This window comes from Kitasatospora sp. NPDC058063 (genome assembly GCF_042885395.1).
GTDB lineage: Bacteria > Actinomycetota > Actinomycetes > Streptomycetales > Streptomycetaceae > Kitasatospora > Kitasatospora lactacystinica.
Genome location: NZ_JBHVSD010000006.1, coordinates 363,666 through 388,071 on the forward strand (window position 1 = coordinate 363,666; position 24,406 = coordinate 388,071).

Genomic DNA, 24,406 nt, shown 5'->3' on the forward strand with positions numbered 1-24,406 from the left:
GCACCCGGCGCCGCTCAGTGGCCGACCGGGTGGGTCGGCCCCGGGTTCGGGTGCAGGACCTTGACGAAGGTCTTCGGCCCGGACGGCATCGGCTCCTCGCGCCCGATGCGCTCGCGCCAGAACGGGTTGTCGTGCGGCAGGTGGCTGCTCACCCGGCCGTACATCCCGAAGGTCGTCAGGACGATCCCGAAGATGAACGCGAACAGCACGTTCGACATCCGGAAGTTGAGGATGTTCGCCTCCGGCCGCTCCAGCACCGTCAGGCCGTAGAAACCGGACAGGACGAACAGCACGCCCACCGCCATGTTGAGGTTGGACGCGAAGTTCCCGCCGATCACCGCCCCCACCAGCAGGACCGCGCCCGCCACGATGGACAGGATGCTCAGCGCCCCGTTGGTCGACAGCCCGGCGACCTGGTCACCGTGGGTGGACAGGAAACCGGGGTGGTCGGCCAGCCCCAGACTCCCGAACACGATCAGGAAGATCCCCCCGGCCCCCGCCCCGATCCGCCACACCATGGCGAGACGGCGGTCGACGGGCTTCAGCGTGTCTTGCAGCTTCATGGCGACCTCCAGAGCTCGGCCATGGTCTAGCTGTAGGGATGGAGCTTCTCCATGTGCGGGGTCTCGTGCATGTAGAGCGAACCGCACTGCTGGCAGCAGCGAAGCCCGGTGCCCCACTCCTCCTCGGGCCGCGTCTCGGCGTCGTCGGGCATGTCCCGGCCGCAGAGCGCCACCGACAGGTCCTCGTCCCGCACCACGTGCCAGGACTTGACTCCGCCGGCCGCCCCCTGCGGGCCGTACTCCGCGCGAAGTTTGTGCGTCATGCCCTCCATGGTCGCTCGGCGACCGCCCGCCCGCTACTCGCCCGCCGGGGCCCCGGCGTCCTCGGTGCGACGGACGGGGGCGGCGACCATGGAGCCGATCCGGTTGCGGCGGCCGGCCGAGGACTCGGCGGTCAGCAGGATGCCGGTCAGGCCGCCCCCGACCGGCTCGGGCAGCGGGATCTCGCAGGACGAGCCGGGGATCGGCACCCGGCCCAGGTGCTTGGCCAGCAGGCCGCCGACGGTCTCGACGTCCTCGTCCTCCAGCTCGATGCCGAACAGCTCGCCCAGATCCTCCACCAGCAGCCGGGCGGTGATCCGGTACGAGCCGTCGCCGAGGTCCTCCACCGGGGCGATCTCCCGGTCGTACTCGTCGGTGATCTCGCCGACGATCTCCTCCAGGATGTCCTCGATGGTGACCAGCCCGGCCGTGCCGCCGTACTCGTCGATCACGATCGCCACGTGCGAGCGGCGCTGCTGCATCTCGCGCAGCAGGTCGCCGGCCGGCTTGGAGTCGGGGACGAAGACGGCCGGGCGCATCACCGCGCCGACCTCCTCGGACTCCGCGTCCCGGTTGATGTGGGTGCGCCGCACCAGGTCCTTGAGGTAGACGATGCCGACCACGTCGTCCTCGTTGTCGCCGACCACCGGAATGCGCGAGAAACCGGAGCGCAGCGCCAGGGTGAGCGCCTGCCGGACGGTCTTGTGCCGCTCGATCATCACCAAATCGGTGCGCGGCACCATCACCTCGCGCACGATGGTGTCGCCCAGCTCGAAGACCGAGTGCACCATCCGGCGCTCCTCGTCCTCGATCAGGTCGTCCTTCCCGGCGAGGTCCACCAGGGCCCGCAGCTCCGCCTCCGAGGCGAACGGACCCTCCCGGTAGCCCTTGCCCGGGGTCAGCGCGTTGCCGAGCAGGATCAGCAGCCGCGGGATCGGGCCCAGCACCGCGGCCAGCGGCAGCAGCACGAAGGAGGCCGCGGTCGCGGTGGTGATCGGGTGCTGGCGCCCGATCGTGCGCGGCGAGACCCCCACCGCGACGAAGGACACCAGCACCATCACGCCGAACGCCAGCAGCACGGCCTGCCAGGTGGGCGCCACGTTGCGCACGCACACCACAGTGACCAGGACGGCCGCCGCCATCTCGCTGGCCACCCGGATCAGGGTGGCCAGGTTGAGGTAGCGGATCGGGTCGGAGGCGACGGTCAGCAGCCGCGTGGAGCCGCGCCGGCCGCTGCGCACCGCCTCCTCCGCCCGGAACCGGGAGACCCGGGAGATGCCCGCCTCGGCGCACGCGGCCAGCCAGCCGAGCACGACGAGCAGCACGGCACCGAGGATGAAGCTCGTACTCTCACCACTCACAGGGGTTCGGGCTCCGCGCTCAGTGGGTGGTGGGGGCCGGGGAGATGCCGCCGAGGCCGCGGCCCGCCCGCCAGTCGTCCAGGATGCGCTTCTGGAGGGCGAACATCTCCTCCTCTTCCTCCGGCTCCTCGTGGTCGTAGCCGAGGACGTGCAGCACCCCGTGCACGGTGAGCAGTTGCAGCTCCTCGTCCATCGAGTGCTTGGAGGGGGCGGCCTGGCCCTGCTGCTCGGCGACCTCGGGGCAGAGCACGATGTCGCCGAGCAGGCCCTGCGGCAGCTCGTCGCCCTCCTTGCCGGGACGCAGCTCGTCCATCGGGAAGGACATCACGTCGGTGGGCCCGGGCAGGTCCATCCACTGGATGTGCAGCTCCTCCATCGCCGCACTGTCCACCAGGATCACGGACAGTTCTGACTGCGGGTGGATCCGCATCTTGTCCAGGGCGAAGCGGGCGACGTCGAGGATGGACTCCTCGTCGGCTTCCCAACCGGACTCGTTGGCGATGTCGATCGACATGACGGGCTGTGTGCTCAGCTTTCGGTGCGATGGGACTGTCGGGGAGCGCGGGGCGCGGTGGCCTTGCCGGGGCGCCGCTGGGCGGGCTTGCGGGGAGCCGGGGAGCCGTCCTCGGCCTCCTGCCGGGCGTCCCAGCGCTCGTAGGCGTCCACGATCCGGCCGACCAGCTTGTGGCGGACCACGTCGGTGCTGGTGAGGACGGAGAAGTGGATGTCGGGCACGTCGGCCAGGATCTCCTGGACGACCTTGAGTCCGCTGCGGGTGCCGCCCGGGAGGTCGATCTGGCTGGTGTCGCCGGTGACCACCACCCGGGAGTTGAACCCGAGGCGGGTGAGGAACATCTTCATCTGCTCGGGCGAGGTGTTCTGGGCCTCGTCGAGGATGATGAAGGCGTCGTTGAGGGTGCGGCCGCGCATGTACGCGAGCGGGGCGACCTCGATGGTGCCGGCCGCCATCAGGCGTGGGATGGAGTCCGGGTCCATCATGTCGTGCAGCGCGTCGTACAGCGGGCGCAGGTACGGGTCGATCTTCTCGTAGAGGGTGCCGGGCAGGAAGCCCAGCCGCTCCCCCGCCTCGACCGCCGGGCGGGTCAGGATGATCCGGTTGACCTCCTTGGCCTGGAGGGCCTGGACGGCCTTGGCCATCGCCAGGTAGGTCTTGCCGGTGCCGGCCGGGCCGAGGCCGAAGACGATCGTGTGCTTGTCGATCGCGTCGACGTAGCGCTGCTGGTTGAGGGTCTTCGGGCGGATCGTGCGGCCCCGGTTGGACAGGATGTTCGCGGTGAACACCTGGGAGGGCGCCGGGCTGTCCGGGTCCTGTTCCTGGCTGCGGAGCATGGCGATGGAGCGCTCCACGGAGTCCTCCGTCAGGGGCTGGCCGGTGCGCAGCACCAGCATCATCTCGTTGAAGAGCCGCTGCACGAGGGCGACCTCGGCCCGGGCTCCGGTGGCGGTCACCTCGTTGCCGCGGACGTGGATGTCGGCGGCGGGGAAGCCCTGCTCGATCACGCGCAGCAGCGAGTCCGCGGTGCCGAGCAGGGTGACCATCGGGTGCTTCTCGGGGATGACGATCCGGGCGCTGACGCGGCCGTCGTCGGCCGGTTCGGTGCGCGACTGTCCGTTGGTACGGGTCTGCGATGTGTCACTCATAGGTCGGCGCTGGGGCCTGCCTCATCCCATCCGTGGTCTCGGGTGCCGCTCGGTGTCTCCGGGGCACCAGGGTACGCCGCGAGCGTGATCGCCGTGGCGGGCGGCGGGGCCGCACCCGACGATGCTGCGGCAGATCGGAGGCCGATGCGAGCGTATTTTTCCCGCCGGCCGCGGCTCGGCGGTTCCCGGGCCGGTCACGACGGGCGGCGGGCCGGGACGGGCACCCGGTCGAGATCGGCGGCCAGCACCAGTTCCCCGTCGAAGTGCTTGCGGGCGTCGGCCAGGTGCTGGCCGAGGTCCGGGTAGCGCTGCGAGAAGTGGGTCAGCACCAGGGTGCGCACCCCGGCCTCGGCGGCGACCTTGGCGGCCTGCCCGGCGGTGAGGTGGCCGTGCTCCTCCGCGAGGCGGGCGTCGGCGTCGGTGAACGTCGCCTCGACGACCAGCAGGTCGGCGCCCTCGGCGAGGGTGTGCACGCCCTCGCACAGGCGGGTGTCCATCACGAAGGCGAACTTCTGGCCCGGCCGCGGCTCGCTGACCTCGCCCAGCGTGACGGTGCGGCCGTCCACCTCGATCGCGCCCTCGTGCTGGAGCCGGCCGACCGCCGGGCCGCGCACGCCGAGCGCGGCGAGCCGCTGCGGCACCAGCCGGCGGCCGTCCGGCTCGGACAGCCGGTAGCCGAAGGACTCCACCGGGTGGTCCAGCCGGACGGCGTCCAGCGCGAAGCGGGCGCCGGGCGCGGGCAGCGGCCCGGGCTCGTCGATCGGGCGGGGCCGCAGCACGGCCGTCTCGTGGTAGGCGGTGGAGTGCCGCAGCCGCTCGAAGTAGACCTCGCCGGAGGCCGGGAAGTAGACGTCGACGGGGTGCGGGACCCGGTCGAGGTTGATCCGCTGGATCACCCCGGCGAGACCCAGGCAGTGGTCCCCGTGGAAGTGGGTGACCGCGATCCGGGTGATCTGGGTGGCCGTGACCCCGGCGTGCAGCATCTGGCGCTGGGTGCCCTCGCCGGGGTCGAACAGCAGGCCCTCGCCGTCCCAGCGCAGCAGGTAGCCGTTGTGGTTGCGGTGCCGGGTGGGCACCTGGCTGGCGGTGCCGAGGACGACGAGTTCGCGCTGGGACACCTGCGGTCAGACCATGCTCTCGGTCATCTTCGCCCCGCCGAGCACGTGGACGTGCGCGTGGAAGACGGTCTGTCCGGCGCCCGCACCGGTGTTGAAGATCAGCCGGTAGTCCTCGATGCCCTCGTCCCTGGCCACCGCGCCCGCCTCGGCGAGCAGTTCGCCGGCGATCTCCGGCTCGGCGGCGGCCAGCGCGGCCGCGTTCGGGTAGTGCGCGTGCGGGACCACCAGCACGTGCACGGGCGCCTTGGGGGCGATGTCGCGGAAGGCGAGGGTGCGCTCGGTCTTGCGCACCACGGTCGCCGGGATCTCGCCCGCCACGATCTTGCAGAACAGGCAGTCGGGCTGCGGCTCGCCGGCCATGGTTCCCTCCTCGGGATCGGTACGTCGGGTGGTGGGGCCGTACGGGCGCAGCCTAGCCGAGCGGGGCGACGGCCTGCTGGTACTCCTGGAGGTGCTTCCAGCGCACCGAGCGCATGCCGACGATGTCGCCCTCGTCCGTGTCGAAGTCCTCGGTGAGGAAGGAGACCGCGAGGATGACGAAACCGATCAGCCAGCGCCTGGTGAGCCGCCAGGTGTTGGGCCGCATCACGCCCTTGCGGCGCACCACCCGCATCGCCATGACCCCCTTGCCGACGCTGAAGCCGGTCAGCCGGGCGAGCACCACCTGGTTGAGGAAGGACGCGGCCAGGCCGACGGCCAGCAGCGCCACGAAGTAGGGCACCACCGGTCCGCTCTGCACGGCGTGGCCGGCCGCGTGCCCGGTCCTCGGGCGGCTCGCGGCGTTGGCGGCGACGAAGCCGAGGCCGATCGCGAACAGCCAGTCCAGCACGATCGCCAGGAACCGCCGGCCGCCGCCCGCCTCCTTGGGGCAGGGCGGCAGCGCCCGCCGCGGCTGCTCGCTCCGCGGGTAGGGGTCCGGGTACGGCTGCGGGTACGCCTGCGGGGCGTGTCCCTGCGGCGGGTACGGCTGCGGCGGGTACGGCTGGGCCGGCGGCTGCTGGTAGGGCTGCGCCGGCGGCTGGGGCTGCGGCTGCTGTGCGTAAGGATTCTGGCCGTACTGCGGCGGCGGGTAGCCCTGCGCCATGTGGTTCCCCCGTGAGCTGTGGATCAAGAAACAGCCCCGCATCCTACCCACGCCCCCGCACCCCGCAGCGGGAAGCCGGCCGGTACGGCCTCCCGCTGCGAGGACGGCGCCCCGCTACCGCCAGGGCAGCGGCGGCGCCGTACGGGCCGGCGTCTCGGCGAGCCGCTCCAGGGCGAGCCGGACGCCCTCGGCCAGCTGGGGGTCCTCGCCGGCCGCCCAGTGGTGCGGGGCGAACGGCACCTCGACGTCCGGGTCGACGCCGTGGTTCTCCAGGCCCCAGCCGTAGTTCTCCAGCCAGAGCGCGTACTTGGGCTGGGTGACCAGGGTGCCGTCGACCAGCCGGTAGCGGCTGTCGATGCCGATCACCCCGCCCCAGGTGCGGGTGCCGACCACCGGGCCGATCCCGAGCGCCTGGACGGCGGCGTTGACCACGTCGCCGTCCGAGCCGGTGAACTCGTCGGCGAGCGCGACCACCGGACCGCGCGGGGCGTCCGCCGGGTAGGGCACCGGGTGGTCGGTGTCCCGGATGACGTCCCAGCCGATGATCCGGCGGGCCAGCTTCTCGATCACCAGCTGCGAGGTGTGGCCGCCCCGGTTCCCCCGGACGTCGACGACCAGGCCCTCCCTGGCCATCTCGCTGCTCAGGTCGCGGTGCAGCTGGGCCCAGCCGGCCGTCTGCATGTCGGGCAGGTGCAGGTAGCCCAGCCGCCCGCCGGACAGCTCGCGCACCGCGGCCCGCCGACCGGCCACCCAGTCGTGGTAGCGCAGCGCCTCCTCGTCGGCGAGCGGGACGACCACCGGGTGGCGCCGGTCGGTGCCGTCCTTCCCGGCCACGGTCAGCTCGACCGGCTGGCCCGCCGTGCCGGCCAGCAGCGGGGCCGGGCCGGTGACCGGGTCCACCGGGCGGCCGTTGACGGCCAGCACCGCGTCGCCCGGGCGGACGGCCGCGCCGGGCGCGGCCAGCGGCGAGCGGGCCCTGGGGTCGGAGGACTCCCCGGGCAGGATCCGGGCGATCCGCCACCGCTCGCCGTCCCGGACCAGGTCGGCGCCGAGCAGGCCCTGGCGCCGGGCGGGCTCGGTGTACCGGCCGTAGGGCATCACGTAGGCGTGCGAGGTGCCGAGTTCGCCGTGCACCTCCCAGAGCAGGTCGACCAGTTCGTCGTGCGAGCCGACCCGTTCGACCAGCGGCCGGTAGCGCTCCAGCACCCCGTCCCAGTCGACGCCGGAGAGGTCGGGGCGCCAGAAGTTGTCCCGCATCAGCCGGCCGTTCTCGGCGTACATCTGCCGCCACTCGGCGGCCGGGTCGACGGTCACCCGCAGCCGGGCGAGGTCGACGGTGGTCTCCTCGTCGTCGCCGCCCTTGTGGTCGGCCGGGACGACCCGCAGCTCGCCCTCGTCCAGCACGGCCGCCCGGGTGCCGTCCGCACTGACCGAGAAGCCGTCCAGGCCGTGCACCAGCTGCTCGACCCGGCGCTTCCTCAGGTCGAAGCGCTCCAGCACCGGACGGGGCCGGTCGTCGTCCAACGAGGCGGCCTCGTCGCCGAGTTCGCCCATCAGCGGGGCCCTGGTCCAGAGCACGCCGTCCTTAGCGGCGGCCAGGTCCTCGAAGCGGCCGCCCTCGACCGGGAAGGGGACGATCCGGTCGGCGATGCCGTCCAGGTCCACCCTGGTCACCGGCGCGGCGTCGGCCGCCGCCTCCTCGCCGTCCGCCTTCCGGGCCTTCGGCTCGTCCTCCTCCCCGCCGAGCGGGCGCCCGGCCCGCTGCGGCCCGAACGGGGAGGGCGTGTCGGCGGCCAGCGTGACCAGATAGGGGCGGCAGCCGTTCGGGAAGGACAGGTCGAAGACGTGCGCGTCGTAGACCGGGTCGAAGTTGCGCACCGACAGGAAGGCCAGGTAGCGCCCGTCCGCGGTGAAGGAGGGCGAGGTGTCCACGAAGCGCGGCTGGGTGACCTCGCCGACCGTCCGGGTGGCCAGGTTGGCCAGCACGATCTGGCGCAGCGAGTGGGGGCCCATCCCGCGCACCGGGCGCGACCAGGCCAGCCAGGCCGAGTCCGGGCTGAAGGCCGGCCCGCCGGCCTCGCCGTCGGCGCTGCGGTCCAGCTCGTGCACGGCGCCGTCGGCCAGCGAGACCAGCAGCACCCGGCCGTCGTGCACGCCGAGCGCGGCCTGCTTGCCGTCCGGGGAGACCACCAGCGAGTTGACCCGGCCGAGCTGCCCGGCGGCCAGCCGGCGGCGCTCGGCGCCGTGCAGGTCGGGGGCGAACTCCAGGGCGTCCTCGCCCTCGGCGTCGGACACCCACAGCACGCCCTGGGCGCCGTCCTCGCCCGGCACCACCCGGACCAGCCGCCCGCGCACGCCCGGGGTCTCGTCCAGCACCCGGGCCGGGCCCTCGCGGTGGGTCAGCCAGTGCACGCTGCCGCGCACCACCACGGCGCTGCCCCGGCCGGTGCGGTCGGGGGCGACGGAGTCCAGCCAGTGCGCGGCGGGCACCGGGCGGGGGCGGCGCCCGGCCCGCGGACCGGCGAGGCGGACGTCCAGCCGGCGCGGCTCGGCGCCGTCCAGGTCGTCCAGCAGCCAGAGGTCGCCGGCCCGGTGGAGGACCACCCGGGTGCCGTCGGTGGTGGCGCCGCGGGCGTAGAAGCCGTCCGGGTCGGCGGTGTGGCGGCGCAGGTCGGTGCCGTCCGGGCCGCTGGACCACAGCTCGCCGACGCCCTCGTGGTCGGACAGGAAGGCGATCCGGCCGCCCCGCCCGCCCGGCCCGGCCACCCACAGCGGGGAGTCCAGCTGCCCGTCCAGCTCCGCGTGGACGCGGACGAACTCGTCCCGGCCCAGCCACAGCTTGCCGGCCCGCCCGCCCCGGTACCGCTTCCACCAGGCCGGGTCGCGACCGTTGACGCTGCTCAGCAGCACCCGGTCCCCGCCCGGCTCGAAGGCGAGCCCGCCGACCGGCCCGTACGGCAGCCGCTGCGGCTCGCCGCCGTCCAGCGGCACGGCGTGCGCCCAGGTGCGGCGGAAACTGGCCTCGCCCGCGGCGGTGGCGGCGATCGGGCGGCCGTCGGCGGTCCAGCCGAGCACCCGGGTCTGGTGGCTGCCCCAGTGGGTGAGCCGGCGCGACGGGCCGCCGTCCACCGGCACCACGTGCACCTCGGGCGCGCCGTCCCGGGTGGAGGTGAAGGCGAGGTGCCGCCCGTCCGGGGAGAACCTCGGGTGGTGGACCGGCAGGTGGTCCGCCGTCAGCCGCCAGGCCCGGCCGCCGGCCAGCGGGGCGAGCCAGAGGTCGTCCTCGGCGACGAAGGCGACCAGGTCGCCGTGCAGGTGGGGATGGCGCAGGTAGGCGCCCGCCGAGCTGTTCGAGGAGGTGCTCAGGGAGTCCGTCACCCGGCCAGCCTAAGCAGGTGCGCGTACGATCCGCGCCGTTTTTCCCAGACTTCCGGCGCCGCCCGCGGAGGGCTGTTACGCCCTCCCGGGAACCGCCCCGCAGGCCGCCCCGACCGCCTGCACGGCTGCCGTCGCAGCGCCCGTCACAGCGGCCGTCACGACCAGCGGCCGGTGCGCCCGAGCAGCAGCGCGCCGGCGGCCACCCCGGCGGTCGAGGTGCGCAGCACCGAGGAGCCCAGCCGGTACGGCTTGGCGCCCGCCTCGGCGAAGGCGGCCAGCTCCTCCGGGGAGACCCCGCCCTCGGGGCCGACCACCAGCACGATGTCCCCGCCCTCCGGCAGCCCGGCGTGCGCCAGCGGCTCGGCGCCCTCCTCGTGCAGCACGGCGGCGAACGCGGCCCGCGCCAGCACCGGCGCCAGCTGCCGGGTGGTCATCGGCTCGCGGACCTCGGGGAAGCGCAGCCGGCGGGACTGCTTGCCCGCCTCCCGGGCGGTGGCCCGCCACTTGGCGAGCGCCTTGGCGCCGCGCTCGCCCTTCCACTGGGTGATGCAGCGCGAGGCGGACCACGGGATCACCACGTCCACGCCGACCTCGGTCATCGTCTCCACGGCCAGCTCGCCGCGGTCGCCCTTGGGTAGCGCCTGGACGACCACGATCCGCGGCGCGGGCTCCGGCTCCCGGCGCACGGCGGCGACCGTCACGTCGATCGCGTCCTTGCCGAGCACCTCGGCGACCGTGCCGTCCACCCCGAGTCCCAGCCCGTCGGCCAGGGTGACCGCCTCGCCCGGCTCCAGCCGCTTCACCGCGGCCGCGTGCCGCCCCTCCGGGCCGTCCAGGCGCACCACGGCCCCGGGCACGGCGGCGGCGATCCGCTCGGTCTCGACGACGAAGACGGGCGCGGTCATGACGGGGGTACCTCCAGGAGTGGGACGGGAACACGAAAGGGGTGCCGGGATCCCCCGGCACCCCTCCGCGGACGACTACCGGCCGTTGAAGGCGTCCTTCAGGCGGGAGAACAGGCCCTGCTGGCCCGGCGCGAACTGGCCGGACGGCTGCTCCTCGCCGCGCAGCACCGCGAGGCGGCGCAGCAGCTCCTCCTGCTCGGCGTCGAGCTTGGTGGGCGTCTTCACCTCGACGTGCACTATCAGGTCGCCCCGGCCGCCGCCGCGCAGGTGGGTGATGCCCCGGCCGTGCAGCGGGATCGACTGGCCGGACTGGGTGCCGGGCCGGATGTCGACGTCCTCCAGGCCGTCCAGGGTCTGCAGCGGCACCCGGGTGCCGAGCGAGGCCGCCGTCATCGGGATGGTGACGGTGCAGTGCAGGTCGTCCCCGCGCCGCTGGAAGATGGCGTGGGTGGTCTCGGCGATCTCGACGTACAGGTCGCCGGCCGGGCCGCCGCCGGGGCCGACCTCGCCCTCGCCGGCCAGCTGGATCCGGGTGCCGTTGTCGACGCCGGCCGGGATCTTGACGGTCAGGGTGCGGCGGGCGCGCACGCGGCCGTCGCCGGCGCACTCCGGGCACGGGGTCGGCACGACGGTGCCGAAGCCCTGGCACTGCGGGCAGGGGCGGGAGGTCATGACCTGGCCCAGGAAGGACCGGGTGACCTGGGAGACCTCGCCCTTGCCGCGGCACATGTCACAGGTCTGCGCCGAGGTGCCGGGGGCCGCGCCCTCGCCACTGCAGGTGGTGCAGGTGACGGCGGTGTCGACCTGGAGTTCCTTGGTGGTGCCGAACGCGGCCTCCTCCAGGGTGATCTCCAGCCGGATCATGGCGTCCTGGCCGCGGCGGGTGCGCGAGCGCGGGCCGCGCTGGCCGGCCGCGGCGCCGAAGAAGGCGTCCATGATGTCGGAGAAGCCGAAGCCCGCCGCGCCGGCGCCGAAGCCGCCGGCACCGCCGCCGCCCGGGGACAGCGGGTCCCCGCCGAGGTCGTAGACCTGACGCTTCTGCGGGTCGGAGAGCACCTCGTAGGCGGCGTTGATCTCCTTGAACCGCTCCTGCGTCTTCGGGTCCGGGTTGACGTCCGGGTGCAGTTCGCGTGCCAGGCGCCGGAACGCCTTCTTGATCTCGTCCTGCCCCGCATCCCGTCGGACGCCGAGTACCGCGTAGTAGTCCGTGGCCACCAAATGCTCCGCTTGTTCCGCCTGTAGTAGTGCTGCGACTGGACGCCACCGTCAAAAATTTTAACGGTGGCCCTTGCTAGGACTCGGCCAGGATCTGGCCCACGTACCGTGCCACCGCTCGCACCGCCCCCATTGTGCCGGGGTAGTCCATCCGGGTCGGACCGATCACACCCAGTTTCGCCACGCTCTCGTCGCCCGAACCGTAGCCGACCGAAACGATCGACGTGGAATTCAGCCCTTCATAGGCGTTCTCCCGCCCGATCCGGACCGTCATCGCGGCGTCCGCGGTCTCACCCAGGAGGCGGAGCAGGATGACCTGCTCCTCCAGGGCCTCCAGCACCGGCTGGATGGTGAGCGGGAAGTCGTGCCCGAAGCGGGTCAGGTTGGCCGTGCCGGCCAGCATGATCCGCTCCTCGTTCTGCTCGGCGAGCGTCTCGAACAGGGTCGCCAGGACCGTGCTGACCGTCGGCCGGTCGGCCTGCTCGAACAGCGCCGGCAGCTCCTCCAGCAGCCCCGGGACCTCCGGGAGGCGCCGGCCGGCGGCTCTCGCGTTGATCCGGGCCCGAAGGTCCGCCAGCACCGTCTCGCCGACCGAGCCCGGGCAGTCGACCATCCGCTGCTCGACCCGGCCGGTGTTGGTGATCAGTACCAGCATCACCTTGGCCGGGGCCAGCGCCACCAGCTCGATGTGCCGGACGGTGGAGCGCGTCAGCGAGGGGTACTGCACCACCGCGACCTGCCTGGTCAGCTGGGCGAGCAGCCGCACGGTGCGGGCGACCACGTCGTCCAGGTCGACCGCGCCGTCCAGGAAGTGCCGGATGGCCCGGCGCTCGGGGGCGCTCATCGGCTTGATCTCGGCGAGCTTGTCGACGAAGAGACGGTACCCCTTGTCGGTCGGGATCCGGCCGGCACTGGTGTGCGGCTGGTGAATGTAGCCCTCCTCCTCCAGCGCCGCCATGTCGTTGCGGACGGTCGCCGGCGAGACCCCGAGGTTGTGCCGTTCCACCAGGGCCTTGGAGCCGACCGGCTCCTCGGTGCCCACGTAGTCCTGCACGATCGCGCGGAGTACGGCGAGCTTGCGTTCGTCCAGCTGGCGGACCTCACCGGCCATGGGGCACGCACCTCCGTCTTCGCACGTTGTCCGACTGTGTCCCTCGCTGCTGCGGGCCGCTCCGGGAGGCCCCCGGTCTTGGCACTCTGAACGTACGAGTGCCAGAACCGTACCTGCCAGTGTAAGGCCCGGGTCCTACGGCAGGAACGGCCCGAGGGACGTGATCCTCCCCGCAGTTCCGGACACGGCCCGCGGGGCCCCGGCGGTTCGATCCTCCCGGCACCGGGGTGGTGCCGGGAGGCCGTCCGGGTGGCAGCATCGAAAGCGACGGCGAACGGAGGAGCAAGCGATGTCGAGCTCGGGCCAGCACACCCGTTTCGCGCCCGACCGCGGCCTGACCGGCCGCATGGTCGCGACGATGTTCGTGATCGGGTTGCTGTACGTCGGTTTCACCGGCCTGCTGATCGCGCTGCTGCGCGGCGCCTGGCCACTGATCGTCCTGATCTCCGGCGGGCTGTTCGTGGCCCAGTTCTGGTTCAGCGACAAGATCACCGAACGGGCGATGGGCGCCCGCCAGGTGTCCCCGGAACAGTTCCCCCAACTCCACGGCACCGTCGACCGGCTCTGCGCCCTGGCCGACATGCCCAAACCGCGGGTGGCGGTCGCCGACAACGACATGCCGAACGCCTTCGCCACCGGCCGCAACCCGCAGAACGCGGTGATCTGCGTGACCACCGGGCTGCTGCGCCGGCTGGAACCGGAGGAGCTGGAGGGAGTCCTCGCGCACGAGCTGTCGCACGTCGCCCACCGGGACGTCGCGGTGATGACGATCGCCGGGTTCCTCGGCGTCCTCGCCGGGGCGATGACCCGGATCGCCGTGTACGGCGGGTTCATGGGCGGCGGGCGCAACAACAACGACCAGAACGCCGCCATCCTGGCGCTGATCATCCCGCTGGTGTCGATCGTCGTCTACGCGATCAGCTTCCTGCTCACCCGGCTGCTCTCCCGCTACCGCGAACTGGCCGCCGACCGGGCCGCCGCCCAGCTCACCGGCCGGCCCAGCGCCCTGGCCTCGGCGCTCACCAAGGTGACCGGGCAGATCGCGGCCATCCCCAGCAAGGACCTGCGCCAGGCGCAGCCGTACAACGCCTTCTACTTCGCCCCCGCGCTGAGCGCCCGGGAGGCCGCCACGCAGCTGTTCTCCACCCACCCCAGCCTGGAGAAGCGGCTGGAGCAGCTGGCGAGGATCTCCGAGCAGCTCGGCCACTGAACCCGCCGAGCCCCTGACGCGAAAGGACCGCCGTGGGAATCCTGGACACCCTGTTCGGCCGCACCAAGCCCGTCAAGCCCGACCTCGACCAGCTGTTCGGCGTGCCGTCCGCCGCGCTCACCCTGGAGGCCGGGGCCGGGTTCACCCCCACCGGGCTCGGCTCGGTCTGCTTCGCGGCCGTCGAGGGCGCGGCCTTCGTCCAGGTCGAGCAGCAGGTCCGGGCCCTGCTGGACGCCGACACCGAGCGCGGCGGCGTCCCGGTGGAGGCCTCCAAGGACGACTACGGCTACTCCTGGCTGCTCGCCCGGCACCGGCCCGAGGAGCTGCCGGAGCTGGTCAACGACCTGCACGCGGTCAACAGCGAGCTGGAGGCGAACGGCTTCGGGCCGCAGCTGCTCTGCTCGCTGGTCGCCTTCCGCGATCCGCAGGGGCGGTCGCTGGCCCTGGTCTACCTCTACAAGCGCGGGACGTTCTACCCCTTCGCCCCGATGCCCGGCGGCGGGGAGAAGCGCAACAGCCCGCTGGAACTGCAGGTCAACGCGATGCTGGGGAACGACCTGCGGCTGGAGAAGGACCTGAGCCGCTGGTTCCCAGTCTGGGGCGCGCCGGGCCTCTGACACACCGTCCGCCGTCCCTATGATCACCCGTATGCGCAGCCGCCAGTACGGACCCGACCTGACCCCGCCGTGGAAGAAGCCGCAGCCCGCCCCGGAGGTGCCCGCCGAGCGGGACCTGGTGGTCGAGGAGGCGGCGACCGGCTTCTGCGGGGCGGTGGTGCGCTGCGAGAAGACCGCCGAGGGGTTCACCGTCACCCTGGAGGACCGGTTCGGCAAGCACCGGGTGTTCCCGCTGGTGCCGCGCGGCTTCCTGCTGGAGGGCCGGGCCGTCACCCTGGTCCGCCCGGCCGGCCCGGCCCCCGCCCGGACGCCGGGCCGCACCGCCTCCGGCTCCGTCGCCGTCCCGAACGCCCGCGCCCGGGTCGCCCGCGAGTCCCGGATCTACGTCGAGGGCCGGCACGACGCCGAGCTGGTCGAGCGGGTCTGGGGCGACGACCTGCGGATCGAGGGCGTCGTCGTCGAGTACCTGCGCGGCATCGACGACCTGCCCGCGATCGTCGCCGACTTCGCCCCCGGCCCCGGCCGCCGCCTCGGCGTCCTGGTCGACCACCTGCTGCCGGGGACGAAGGAGCACCGCATCGCCGCCCGGGTCACCGGCGACTCGGTGCTGGTCGTCGGCCACCCCTACATCGACATCTGGCAGGCCGTGAAGCCCTCCAGCGTGGGCATCCCCGGCTGGCCCGCCGTCCCGCGGGGCGAGGACTGGAAGGAGGGCACCTGCCGCCGCCTCGGCTGGCCGGTGGACACTCCGGCGGCCTGGAAGCACATCCTGTCGAAGGTGAACAGCTACAAGGACCTGGAGCCCGAACTGCTGGGCCGGGTGGAGGAGTTGATCGACTTCACGGCCCTGCCGGGTCAGGAGTAGGTGCGGAACTCCGCGGTGTCCAGCGTGATGTCGAGCAGATCCAGCGGAATCGACTCGCCGAACTTCGCGGTCCGCTCGACCGCGTAGTCCGGCAGCCCGGAGGCCGCCGCTCGACTCGGCTCGGTGAGCAGGACACAGACACCCTTGATCGGGTCGACGATCAGATATGCGGGAATCTGGCCCTCTGCATAGAGCTCCCGCTTGGTCCGGTAGTCGCGAAGCACGCTGGTCTTCGAAACCACCTCGACCGCCAGGGTGACCGCAAGCGCGGGCAACAGCCGACCGCTCTCCTCCGCAGCCCCCCGCTCAAACACGACCAGGTCCGGCTGCGGCTCACTGGCCTCGCGGGGAAAGGCCACATCCTGCGTGGTCAGTGCGTTCCACCGGGTGTACGGCGTCTGGTGCTGGATGGCCCGGATGATGAGGTTGTGGACCATGTCCGGCCCGGCCATCATCACGATTTCCCCCCTGATGAGCTCGGCTTTGAAGCCTTCGGGGACCTCCAGATTCTCGAAGATCCCCGTCACCCGGTCATCGATGGCGGTCATTGCGCGCTCCCTACGACGGCTGACACCACGTTAACGACACTCAGTCCACCAAGTCACGCACAACCGCGTCCGCCAGGAGGCGGCCCTGGAGGGTGAGGGCGGCGCGGCCCTGCTCGTAGGGACCGGCGGCGAGGAGGCCGTCGGCGAGGTGCCGGTCCGCCGCCCTGCGGCCGGTGCCGGTGAGCAGGTCGAGGGGGATGCCGTCGACCAGGCGCAGCTCCAGGAGGATCCGCTCGACGCGTCGGTCCTCCTCGGCCAGCACCTCGCGGGCCAGCGCCGGGGTGCGCTGCTCGGCGAGGGCCTGCGCGTAGGCGGCGGGGTGCTTGGCGTTCCACCAGCGGACGCCGCCGACGTGGCTGTGGGCGCCGGGGCCCGCGCCCCACCAGTCGGCGCCGGTCCAGTACAGCTCGTTGTGGCGGCAGCGGCCCTCGGGGGCGGTGGCCCAGTTGGAGACCTCGTACCAGGAGTAGCCGGCGGCGGCGAGCGCCTCCTCGGCGATCAGGTAGCGGTCGGCGTGCACGTCGTCGTCGATCATCGGCAGTTCGCCGCGCTTGACCCGGGCGGCGAGCCGGGTGCCCTCCTCGACGATCAGCGAGTACGCGGAGACGTGGTCGGGCCCGGCGCCGATGGCGGCGTCCAGGGAGGCCCGCCAGTCGTCGTCGGACTCGCCGGGGGTGCCGTAGATGAGGTCGAGGTTGACGTGCTCGAAGCCGGCCGCGCGGGCCTCGGCCACGCAGGCCTCGGGGCGGCCCGGGGTGTGGTGGCGGTCGAGCAGCTTCAGGACGTGCGGGCGGGCGCTCTGCATGCCGAAGGAGAGCCGGTTGTAGCCGCCCTCGCGCAGTTCGGCCAGGTACGCCGGGTCGACCGACTCCGGGTTGGCCTCGGTGGTGACCTCGGCGTCCTCGGCGAGCCCGAACTCCTCGCGGATCGCGGCGAGCATCTTCACCAGGTCGCGGGCGGGCAGCAGGGTCGGGGTGCCGCCGCCGAGGAAGACGGTCCGCACCGGGAGGTCCGTGTCCCCCAGCACCTTCCGGGCGAGGCGGATCTCGGCGACCACGTTGTCCGCGTACGTGTCCTGCGAGGCGACCGCCCCGGAGGAGCGCAGCTCGGTGGCGGTGTAGGTGTTGAAGTCGCAGTAGCCGCAGCGGCTGGCGCAGTACGGCACGTGCAGGTAGAAGCCGAACGGCCGGTCGCCCAGCCCGTCGAGGGCGTGCGCGGGCAGGGAACCGTCGGACGGCACCGGATCGCCGTCGGGGAGTGCGGAGGGCATGAGCCCATTGTCCCGTACGGCGCACCCGTTCGGGTGAGCCGTACGGGGCGGGGCGGCTCAGGCCTCGTTGGCGCCCGCGTACATGGCCGCCACGGCGTCCGCGTAGGTCCGCTCGACCACCGGGCGCTTGATCTTCAGGCTCGGGGTGAGCTCGCCGTGCTCGATGTCCAGGTCGCGCGGCAGCAGGTGGAACTTCTTGATCGTCTGCCAGCGCTGGAGGTCGGCGTTGACCCGCTTGACGAAGCCCTCGATCAGCTGGTGCACGGCCGGCTCGGCGGCCAGTTCGGCGTAGCTCCTGCCGGCCAGGCCGCGCTCGGCGGCCCACGGCAGGAGCACCGCCTCGTCCAGGCCGATCAGCGCGGTGCAGAAGTTGCGGCCGTTGCCGATCACCAGGATGTTGCTGACGAACGGGCAGACCGCCTTGAACTTGCCCTCGACCTCGCTGGGCGCCACGTACTTGCCGCCGGAGGTCTTGAACAGGTCCTTCTTGCGGTCGGTGATCCGCAGGAAGCCGTCCGGAGTGAGCTCGCCGATGTCCTCGGTGTGGAACCAGCCGTCCGACTCCAGCACCTCGGCGGTCTTCTCCGGCAGGTTGTGGTAGCCGCGCATGACGCCCGGGCCGCGCAGCAGGATCTCGCCGTCCTCGGCGATCCGCACCTCGGTGCCGGGCAGCGGGCGGCCCACCGTGCCGATCCGCACGTCCTCCGCGCGGTTGACGCAGGAGCCGGCGCTGGTCTCGCTCAGCCCGTAGCCCTCCAGGATCGGCACCCCGGCGCCGATGAAGAAGTAGCCGATCTCCGGGGCGAGCGCGGCACTGCCGGAGACCGCACCGCGCAGCCGGCCGCCGAAGGCCGCCCGGATCTTCGCGTACACCAGCTTGTCGGCGAGCGCGTGCTGCGCCCGCAGGCCCAGCGGGGCCGTCTCGGTGCCGGTGGCCACCCGGCTCTCCTGGACCGCCCGGGCGTGCTCGCGGGCGACCTTCGCCGCCCACAGGAAGATCTTGTACTTGGCGCCGCCCTCGGCCCGGGCCTTGCCCGCGATGCCGTTGTAGACCTTCTCGAAGATGCGCGGGGCCGAGGCCATGATGGTCGGCCGGATCACCGGCAGGTTGTGGATGATCCGGTCCACCCGGCCGTCCACCGCCATCACGTGCCCGGTGGCGATCTGCCCGGAGATCAGCGTCTTGCCGAACACGTGCGACAGCGGCAGCCACATGAACTGCACGTCGTCGGGGCCCAGCAGTCCGCTGGCCTCCTGCGCCCGGCCCTCGTACGCCCAGCAGTCGTGCACCAGGCGCACGCCCTTGGGGCGGCCGGTGGTGCCGGAGGTGTAGATGAGGGTGGCCAGCTGCTCCTTGTCGAGCCCGTCGACGGCCTTCTCCACCGCGTCCGGGTGCTCCGCCAGGTACCGGGCGCCGCGCTCCTCCAGCTCCGCGAGGGTGAGCAGCTCCAGGCCGGCGCTCTCGGGGGCCTCGGCCGGCGCGTCGAAGAGGATCACGGTGCGCAGCTCGGGCAGCTGGTCGAGCTGCTCGACGGCCTTGGCCAGCTGGGCCGCGTTCTCGGCGAACAGCGCCCGGGAGCCGGAGTCGGAGAGGATGAACGCCGTCTCGTCCGCGTTGGTGCTCGGGTAGACGGTGGTGATCGCGGCGCCCGCGCACATGGCGCCGAGGTCGGCGACGATCCATTCGAGCCGGGTCGAGGAGGCCAGGGCCACCCGGTCCTCGGGGTGGATGCCGAGTGCCATCAGGCCGGCGGCCACGGCCTTGACCCGGGTCGCGGTCTGCGCCCAGGTGAGCGAGCGCCACTGCTCTGCGCCGGGCGCGCCGTCGGCGGCCTGCTCGTCCACGGGCGAGGGGTAGCGGTAGGCCTCGGCGTTCGGGGTCAGGGCGACCCGCTCCAGGAACAGGTGGGCGACGGAGGCCGGACGCCCGGCGACGAGGTCGGACCTGCCGGAGCCGATCAGGGACTGCGCGGAACTCAACGAGGACCTCCGGGGGCGGGTGGCCGTCTGGATTGTCGCGGCGTCCGTGGGGGCGGTCGCCGGGCCCCGGTTCACCTGAACGGTACCGGTCAGTAACAAAGGGGCAATCAGCAGCCTAGGGGGAAACCGGTCATTCCGTAAGAGGGCAGCGCCCGACGGCACGCCCCCGCGCCACCGGTGCCGGACCCGTCCGTTCGGCAAAGGCCCGGCAAACCTCCGGCTCCCGCACGCCGAATGACCTGTACGACGCTACAGAACACGGAGAATTGGGGTGCGAACCCGACCGGCGACGACAAGAGTGTGCTAGTGCTGATCAGACTGCTGAGGGCGTACCTGCGCCCGTACTCCCGACCGATCACCCTGCTGGTACTGCTCCAGCTGGTGTCCACCCTCGCGGCGCTCTACCTGCCGACGCTCAACGCCGACATCATCGACGACGGCGTGGTCAAGGGCGACACCGGCTACATCCTGCGCGTCGGCGGGGTGATGATCGCCGTCACCGTCCTCCAGGCCCTGTGCTCGGTCGGCGCCGTCTTCATCGGCGCGCGCACCGCCATGGCCTTCGGCCGGGACGTCCGCGCCGCCGTCTTCGACCGGGTGCAGAGCTTCTCCGCCCGCGAGGTCGGCCAGTTCGGCGCCCCCTCCCTGATCACCCGGACCACCAACGACGTCCAGCAGGTCCAGATGCTCGCCCTGATGAGCTTCACGCTCATGGTCGCCGCGCCGATCATGTGCGTCGGCGGCATCATCATGGCGCTCAACCAGGACGTCCCGCTGTCCGGCCTGCTGCTCGCCGTCATCCCCGCGCTCGGCGTCGTCGTGGTCCTGCTGGTCCGCGCGCTGCGCCCCCGGTTCCGCAGCATGCAGGAGCGGATCGACACCGTGAACCGGGTCCTGCGCGAGCAGATCACCGGCATCCGGGTCATCCGCGCCTTCGTCAAGGACGACCAGGAGCAGGCCCGCTTCGCCGACGCCAACGAGGACCTCACCCAGGTCGCCCGCCAGGTCGGCCGGCTGATGTCCATCATGTTCCCCGCCGTCATGCTGGTGGTGAACGTCTCCAGCGTCGCCGTGCTCTGGTTCGGCGCCCACCGCATCGACAGCGGCGCCATGGAGATCGGCGCGCTCACCGCGTTCCTCTCCTACCTGATGCAGATCCTGATGAGCGTCATGATGGCCACCTTCATGTTCATGATGGTGCCGCGCGCCGAGGTCTGCGCCGAGCGCATCGAGGAGGTCCTCGGCACCCGCAGCAGCGTCGTCCCGCCCACCGACCCCGTCCGGAAGGTACTGCGCCGCGGCAACCTGGAACTGCGCGACGTCGACTTCCGCTACCCCGGCGCCGAGGCCTCGGTGCTGCGCGCCATCGACCTCACCGCCCGCCCCGGCGAGACCACCGCGATCATCGGCTCCACCGGCAGCGGCAAGTCCACCCTGCTCGGCCTCGTCCCCCGGCTCTTCGACGCCACCTCCGGCCAGGTCCTGCTCGACGGCGTCGACGTCCGCGAACTCGCCCCCGCCGCACTCGCCGAGAACGTCGGCATCGTCCCGCAGAAGCCCTACCTCTTCTCCGGCACCGTCGCCAGCAACCTCCGCTACGGCCGGCCCGACGCCACCGACGAGGAGCTCTGGCACGCCCTGGAGATCGCCCAGGCCAAGGAGTTCGTCGAGAAGCTCCCCGAAGGCCTCGACGCCCCCATCGCCCAGGGCGGCGGCAACGTCTCCGGCGGCCAGCGCCAACGCCTGGCCATCGCCCGGACCCTGGTCCGCCGGCCATCCGTCTACCTCTTCGACGACTCCTTCTCCGCGCTCGACTACGCCACCGACGCCAAGCTCCGCAAGGCCCTCGCCCGCGAAACCTCCGACGCCACCGTCCTGATCGTCGCCCAGCGCGTGTCCACCATCCGCGACGCCGACCGGATCGTCGTCCTCGACGAGGGCGCCGTCGTCGGCACCGGAACCCACCACGAGCTGATGGCCGACAACCCGACGTACCGGGAGATCGTGCTCTCCCAGCTCACCGAGCAGGAGGCGGCGTGACCACGCCCGGAAAGCCCGACCTGGACAAGGGGCAGGCCCCCGGCGGCGCCCCCACGGACACCCTGAAGAAGGACGCCCCGCCGAAGGACACCGGACTGCCCAGCGACTCCCAGGCCGCCGCCGCCCGCCGCGGCCCCGCCGGCCCCGGCCGCTTCATGGGCGGCCAGGGCACCGAGAAGTCCATGGACTTCAAGGGCTCCGGCAAACGCGTCCTCGGCCTGCTGCGCCCCGAACGCAACACCCTGATCGGCGTCCTGATCCTCGGCGTCATCGGCATCGGCTGCGCCGTCATCGGCCCCAAGATCCTCGGCGACGCCACCGACCTGATCTTCGCCGGCGTCGTCGGCGCCCGCTTCCAGGCCGGCACCTCCAAGGAACAGGTCGTCGACGGGCTGCGCGCCCACGGCGAGGGCGGCGTCGCCGACCTGCTCTCCTCCGTCGACTTCACCCCCGGCCAGGGCATGGACTTCGGCGCCATCGGCACCGTCCTGCTCTGGGTGCTCGGCATCTACGTCGCCTCCGCCGTCTTCGGGATCTTCCAGGGCCGACTGGCCACCCGGGCCATCCAGGCCGCCGGCTACCGGCTGCGCCAGGACGTCGAGGCCAAGCTCTCCCGGCTGCCGCTCAGCTACTTCGACAAGCAGCCGCGCGGCGAGGTGCTCAGCCGGGTCACCAACGACATCGACAACATCGGCCAGTCCATGCAGCAGACCCTCGGACAGGTCGTCAACTCGCTGCTCACCGTGGTCGGCGTGCTCGCGATGATGTTCTGGATCTCCCCGCTGCTCGCCGTGATCGCACTGGTCTCGGTGCCCGCCTCGGTGATCGTCGCCACCAAGGTCGGCAAGCGGGCCCAGCCGCAGTTCGTCCAGCAGTGGAAGTCCACCGGCCAGCTCAACGCCCACATCGAGGAGATGTACACCGGCCACACCCTGGTCAAGGTGTTCGGGCGCCAGCAGGAGTCCGCGGAGACCTTCCGCGAGCACAACGACGCGCTCTACCAGGCCAGCTACAAGGCCCAGTTCATCTCCGGCACCATCCAGCCCGCGATGATGCTGATCGGCAACCTCCAGTACGTGCTGGTCGCCGTCGTCGGCGGCCTGCGGGTGGCCAGCGGCTCGCTGTCCATCGGCGACGTCCAGGCGTTCATCCAGTACTCGCGGCAGTTCAGCCAGCCGCTCACCCAGGTCGCCAGCATGGCCAACCTGGTGCAGTCCGGCGTCGCCTCCGCCGAGCGCGTCTTCGAGCTGCTGGACGCCCCCGAGCAGAGCCCCGAACCGGCCATGCCCGAACGGCCCGACGTACAGCACGGCCGGGTCGCCTTCCAGGACGTGGCCTTCCGCTACGACCCCGAGAAGCCGCTCATCGAGGACCTCTCGCTCAAGGTCGAACCCGGGCAGACCGTCGCCATCGTCGGCCCCACCGGCGCCGGCAAGACCACCCTGGTCAACCTGCTGATGCGGTTCTACGAGGTCAGCTCCGGACGGATCACCCTCGACGGCGTGGACATCGCCGCGATGTCCCGCGAGGAACTGCGCTCCGGCATCGGCATGGTGCTCCAGGACACCTGGCTGTTCGGCGGCACCATCGCCGACAACATCGCCTACGGCGCCGAGTCGGCCACCCGCGATCAGGTCGTCGAGGCCGCCAGGGCCGCCCACGTCGACCGCTTCGTGCGCACCCTGCCGGACGGCTACGACACCGTCATCGACGACGAGGGCACCAACGTCAGCACCGGCGAGAAGCAGCTGATCACCATCGCCCGGGCGTTCCTCGCCCAGCCGTCCATCCTGGTCCTGGACGAGGCGACCAGCTCCGTCGACACCCGCACCGAGGTGCTGATCCAGCGGGCCATGGCCCGGCTGCGCACCGGCCGCACCAGCTTCGTGATCGCCCACCGGCTCTCCACCATCCGGGACGCCGACGTGATCCTGGTGATGGAGAACGGCTCGATCGTCGAGCAGGGCTCGCACGACGAGTTGATCGCCGCCGACGGCGCCTACGCCCGGCTCTACCAGGCACAGTTCGCCGAGGCCGCGGTCGAGATGGACTGACGCCCGGCCGACCGGAGGGCCGGGGCGGGGACTTCCCGCCCCGGCCCTTCGCTTCGCGGACACCGCGCGCTACGTTGGGCCCGTGATCGACGACCAGGCCCCGGACCGCCCGGACACCCCTGCCGCCCCCGGCACCCCCGCCGCCCCTGGTACCCCCGCTGCCTCCGGTACTCCGCGGACGCCGGACGCCTTCGAGGCGAACCGCCGCTACCTGGGCTCGGTCGCCTACCGGCTGCTCGGCTCGTTCACCGACGCCGAGGACGTCCTCCAGGACGCCTGGCTGCGCTGGCGGGCCGCCGACCGCTCCGCCGTCGCCGACCCGCGCGCCTTCCTCACCACCGTCGTCACCCGGCTCTGCTACGACCAGCTGGGCTCCGCCCGGGCCCGCCGCGAGGCCTACTACGGCGAGTGGCTGCCCGAGCCCGCCGTCACCTACGCCACCGGCCCCGACTCCCCCGCCGAACTGGCCGAACGCGGCGAGTCCGTCTCGCTCGCCCTGCTGGCCGTACTGGAACAGCTCACCCCCGCCGAACGGGCCGCCTTCGTACTGCACGACGTCTTCGCCGTCGGCTTCGAGGAGATCGCCGCCTCCCTGGAACGCACCCCCGACGCCGCCCGCCAGCTCGCCTCCCGGGCCCGCCGCCGGGTCCGCGACGGCGGCCGCGCGCAGGACGCCGCCCGGCGCACCGGCGGAACCGACCGGGCCGAACACCGCCAGGCCGTCGAGGCCTTCGCCGCCGCCAGCACCCGCGGCGACATCCTCGCCCTGATGGAGGTCCTCGACCCCGACGTGGTCTGGCACTCCGACGGCGGCGGCATCGTCCGCGCCGGAGTCCGCCCGATCCACGGCGCCGACCGGGTGGCCCGGATGGTGGCCGGCCTGGTCGCCAAGTGGTTCACCCCCGACACCGCCACCACCACCGCGCTGGTCAACGGCGAACCCGGACTGGTCTGGTACGACCGGGCCACCGGCACGGTCGGCGGCGTCCTCGCCTTCACCGTGACCGACGGGCGGATCGCCGAGGCCCACGTCGTGGTCAACCCCGAGAAGCTCGCCCGGGTCGCCCGGGTCCCCGCCGTGGAGCTGTGACACGGGTCACCGTCACACCCCGGCCGGCTGCGTCGTCCCCCTCCCGAACAGCGCTCCACCGGAGCGCCCTCGCG

At 72.6% G+C, this 24,406-nt stretch carries 21 protein-coding genes; 6 read left to right on the top strand and 15 right to left on the bottom strand.

All coding sequences use genetic code 11. The features are described from left to right. Positions 1-14 precede the first annotated feature (14 nt). The 12 genes from ACFVUY_RS13385 to hrcA all read right to left on the bottom strand — a co-directional run bounded on the left by ACFVUY_RS13385 (position 15) and on the right by hrcA (position 12,658). Complete coding sequence (locus ACFVUY_RS13385) at positions 15-563, bottom strand: DUF4383 domain-containing protein (RefSeq protein ID WP_359903023.1); 549 nt, start codon at positions 561-563, stop codon at positions 15-17. Positions 564-589: 26 nt separating this feature from the next. Next, on the bottom strand, positions 590-826 hold the full coding sequence (locus tag ACFVUY_RS13390) for a hypothetical protein (protein WP_359903026.1): 237 nt from the start codon (positions 824-826) through the stop codon (positions 590-592). A 33-nt stretch (positions 827-859) separates the two neighbouring features. Beyond that, on the bottom strand, positions 860-2,185 hold the full coding sequence (locus ACFVUY_RS13395; protein ID WP_387729715.1) for a hemolysin family protein: 1,326 nt from the start codon (positions 2,183-2,185) through the stop codon (positions 860-862). Positions 2,186-2,204: 19 nt separating this feature from the next. Beyond that, positions 2,205-2,699, bottom strand: coding sequence for an rRNA maturation RNase YbeY (gene ybeY / locus ACFVUY_RS13400; protein ID WP_380542304.1), 495 nt, complete (start codon positions 2,697-2,699; stop codon positions 2,205-2,207). Between the two features lie 14 nt (positions 2,700-2,713). Continuing rightward, entirely contained in the window at positions 2,714-3,847 is a 1,134-nt protein-coding gene (locus ACFVUY_RS13405) for a PhoH family protein (protein ID WP_380348012.1), read from the bottom strand. A 194-nt stretch (positions 3,848-4,041) separates the two neighbouring features. Then, on the bottom strand, positions 4,042-4,965 hold the full coding sequence (locus ACFVUY_RS13410) for a ribonuclease Z (RefSeq protein WP_359903035.1): 924 nt from the start codon (positions 4,963-4,965) through the stop codon (positions 4,042-4,044). 6 nt (positions 4,966-4,971) lie between these two features. Beyond that, entirely contained in the window at positions 4,972-5,325 is a 354-nt protein-coding gene (locus ACFVUY_RS13415) for a histidine triad nucleotide-binding protein (protein WP_359903038.1), read from the bottom strand. A 52-nt stretch (positions 5,326-5,377) separates the two neighbouring features. Further along, the gene (locus tag ACFVUY_RS13420) at positions 5,378-6,049 is read right to left on the bottom strand and encodes an RDD family protein (RefSeq protein ID WP_387729718.1); all 672 of its coding nucleotides are present in this window, start codon (positions 6,047-6,049) and stop codon (positions 5,378-5,380) included. A 114-nt stretch (positions 6,050-6,163) separates the two neighbouring features. Further along, positions 6,164-9,427 (bottom strand): PDZ domain-containing protein, encoded by a 3,264-nt coding sequence (locus ACFVUY_RS13425; protein WP_387729720.1) that lies wholly within the window; start codon positions 9,425-9,427, stop codon positions 6,164-6,166. A gap of 155 nt (positions 9,428-9,582) precedes the next feature. Beyond that, the gene (locus ACFVUY_RS13430; RefSeq protein WP_359903047.1) at positions 9,583-10,332 is read right to left on the bottom strand and encodes a 16S rRNA (uracil(1498)-N(3))-methyltransferase; all 750 of its coding nucleotides are present in this window, start codon (positions 10,330-10,332) and stop codon (positions 9,583-9,585) included. Positions 10,333-10,407: 75 nt separating this feature from the next. Beyond that, on the bottom strand, positions 10,408-11,547 hold the full coding sequence (dnaJ, locus tag ACFVUY_RS13435) for a molecular chaperone DnaJ (protein ID WP_387693757.1): 1,140 nt from the start codon (positions 11,545-11,547) through the stop codon (positions 10,408-10,410). Positions 11,548-11,623: 76 nt separating this feature from the next. Further along, a complete protein-coding gene (hrcA, locus tag ACFVUY_RS13440; RefSeq protein ID WP_359903053.1) occupies positions 11,624-12,658 on the bottom strand; it encodes a heat-inducible transcriptional repressor HrcA in 1,035 nt (344 codons plus the stop codon). Positions 12,659-12,947: 289 nt separating this feature from the next. Between hrcA and htpX the strand changes: the two genes are divergently transcribed. Genes htpX through ACFVUY_RS13455 form a run of 3 tightly spaced genes read left to right on the top strand, consistent with a single transcriptional unit; the run spans position 12,948 to position 15,350 of the window. Further along, positions 12,948-13,868, top strand: a complete 921-nt coding sequence (gene htpX / locus ACFVUY_RS13445; protein ID WP_387693756.1) for a zinc metalloprotease HtpX — start codon at positions 12,948-12,950, stop codon at positions 13,866-13,868. 32 nt (positions 13,869-13,900) lie between these two features. Continuing rightward, positions 13,901-14,485 carry a hypothetical protein gene (locus tag ACFVUY_RS13450; protein ID WP_387693755.1) on the top strand — a complete coding sequence of 195 codons (585 nt, stop codon included), beginning with the start codon at positions 13,901-13,903 and terminating at the stop codon, positions 14,483-14,485. A 31-nt stretch (positions 14,486-14,516) separates the two neighbouring features. Next, positions 14,517-15,350 (top strand): DUF3097 domain-containing protein, encoded by an 834-nt coding sequence (locus ACFVUY_RS13455; protein WP_387693754.1) that lies wholly within the window; start codon positions 14,517-14,519, stop codon positions 15,348-15,350. Here ACFVUY_RS13455 and ACFVUY_RS13460 read toward each other — a convergent pair. The 3 genes from ACFVUY_RS13460 to ACFVUY_RS13470 are packed head-to-tail and all read right to left on the bottom strand — an operon-like array spanning position 15,341 to position 19,148. Then, positions 15,341-15,898, bottom strand: a complete 558-nt coding sequence (locus ACFVUY_RS13460) for a Uma2 family endonuclease (protein ID WP_387693753.1) — start codon at positions 15,896-15,898, stop codon at positions 15,341-15,343. The genes ACFVUY_RS13455 and ACFVUY_RS13460 overlap by 10 nt on opposite strands. Before the next feature lie 40 nt (positions 15,899-15,938). Beyond that, a complete protein-coding gene (hemW, locus tag ACFVUY_RS13465; RefSeq protein WP_387729723.1) occupies positions 15,939-17,168 on the bottom strand; it encodes a radical SAM family heme chaperone HemW in 1,230 nt (409 codons plus the stop codon). A gap of 57 nt (positions 17,169-17,225) precedes the next feature. Next, positions 17,226-19,148: an AMP-dependent synthetase/ligase gene (locus ACFVUY_RS13470; protein ID WP_387693751.1), complete on the bottom strand. Its 1,923-nt coding sequence runs from the start codon at positions 19,146-19,148 to the stop codon at positions 17,226-17,228. A gap of 306 nt (positions 19,149-19,454) precedes the next feature. On the opposite strand from ACFVUY_RS13470, the gene ACFVUY_RS13475 reads away from it, so the two are divergent. The 3 genes from ACFVUY_RS13475 to sigJ all read left to right on the top strand — a co-directional run bounded on the left by ACFVUY_RS13475 (position 19,455) and on the right by sigJ (position 24,332). Continuing rightward, a complete protein-coding gene (locus ACFVUY_RS13475) occupies positions 19,455-21,188 on the top strand; it encodes an ABC transporter ATP-binding protein (protein WP_387693750.1) in 1,734 nt (577 codons plus the stop codon). A gap of 155 nt (positions 21,189-21,343) precedes the next feature. Next, positions 21,344-23,242, top strand: a complete 1,899-nt coding sequence (locus ACFVUY_RS13480; RefSeq protein WP_387729768.1) for an ABC transporter ATP-binding protein — start codon at positions 21,344-21,346, stop codon at positions 23,240-23,242. Positions 23,243-23,324: 82 nt separating this feature from the next. Continuing rightward, positions 23,325-24,332, top strand: a complete 1,008-nt coding sequence (sigJ, locus tag ACFVUY_RS13485; protein WP_387729726.1) for an RNA polymerase sigma factor SigJ — start codon at positions 23,325-23,327, stop codon at positions 24,330-24,332. The last annotated feature ends 74 nt before the right edge of the window (positions 24,333-24,406 follow it).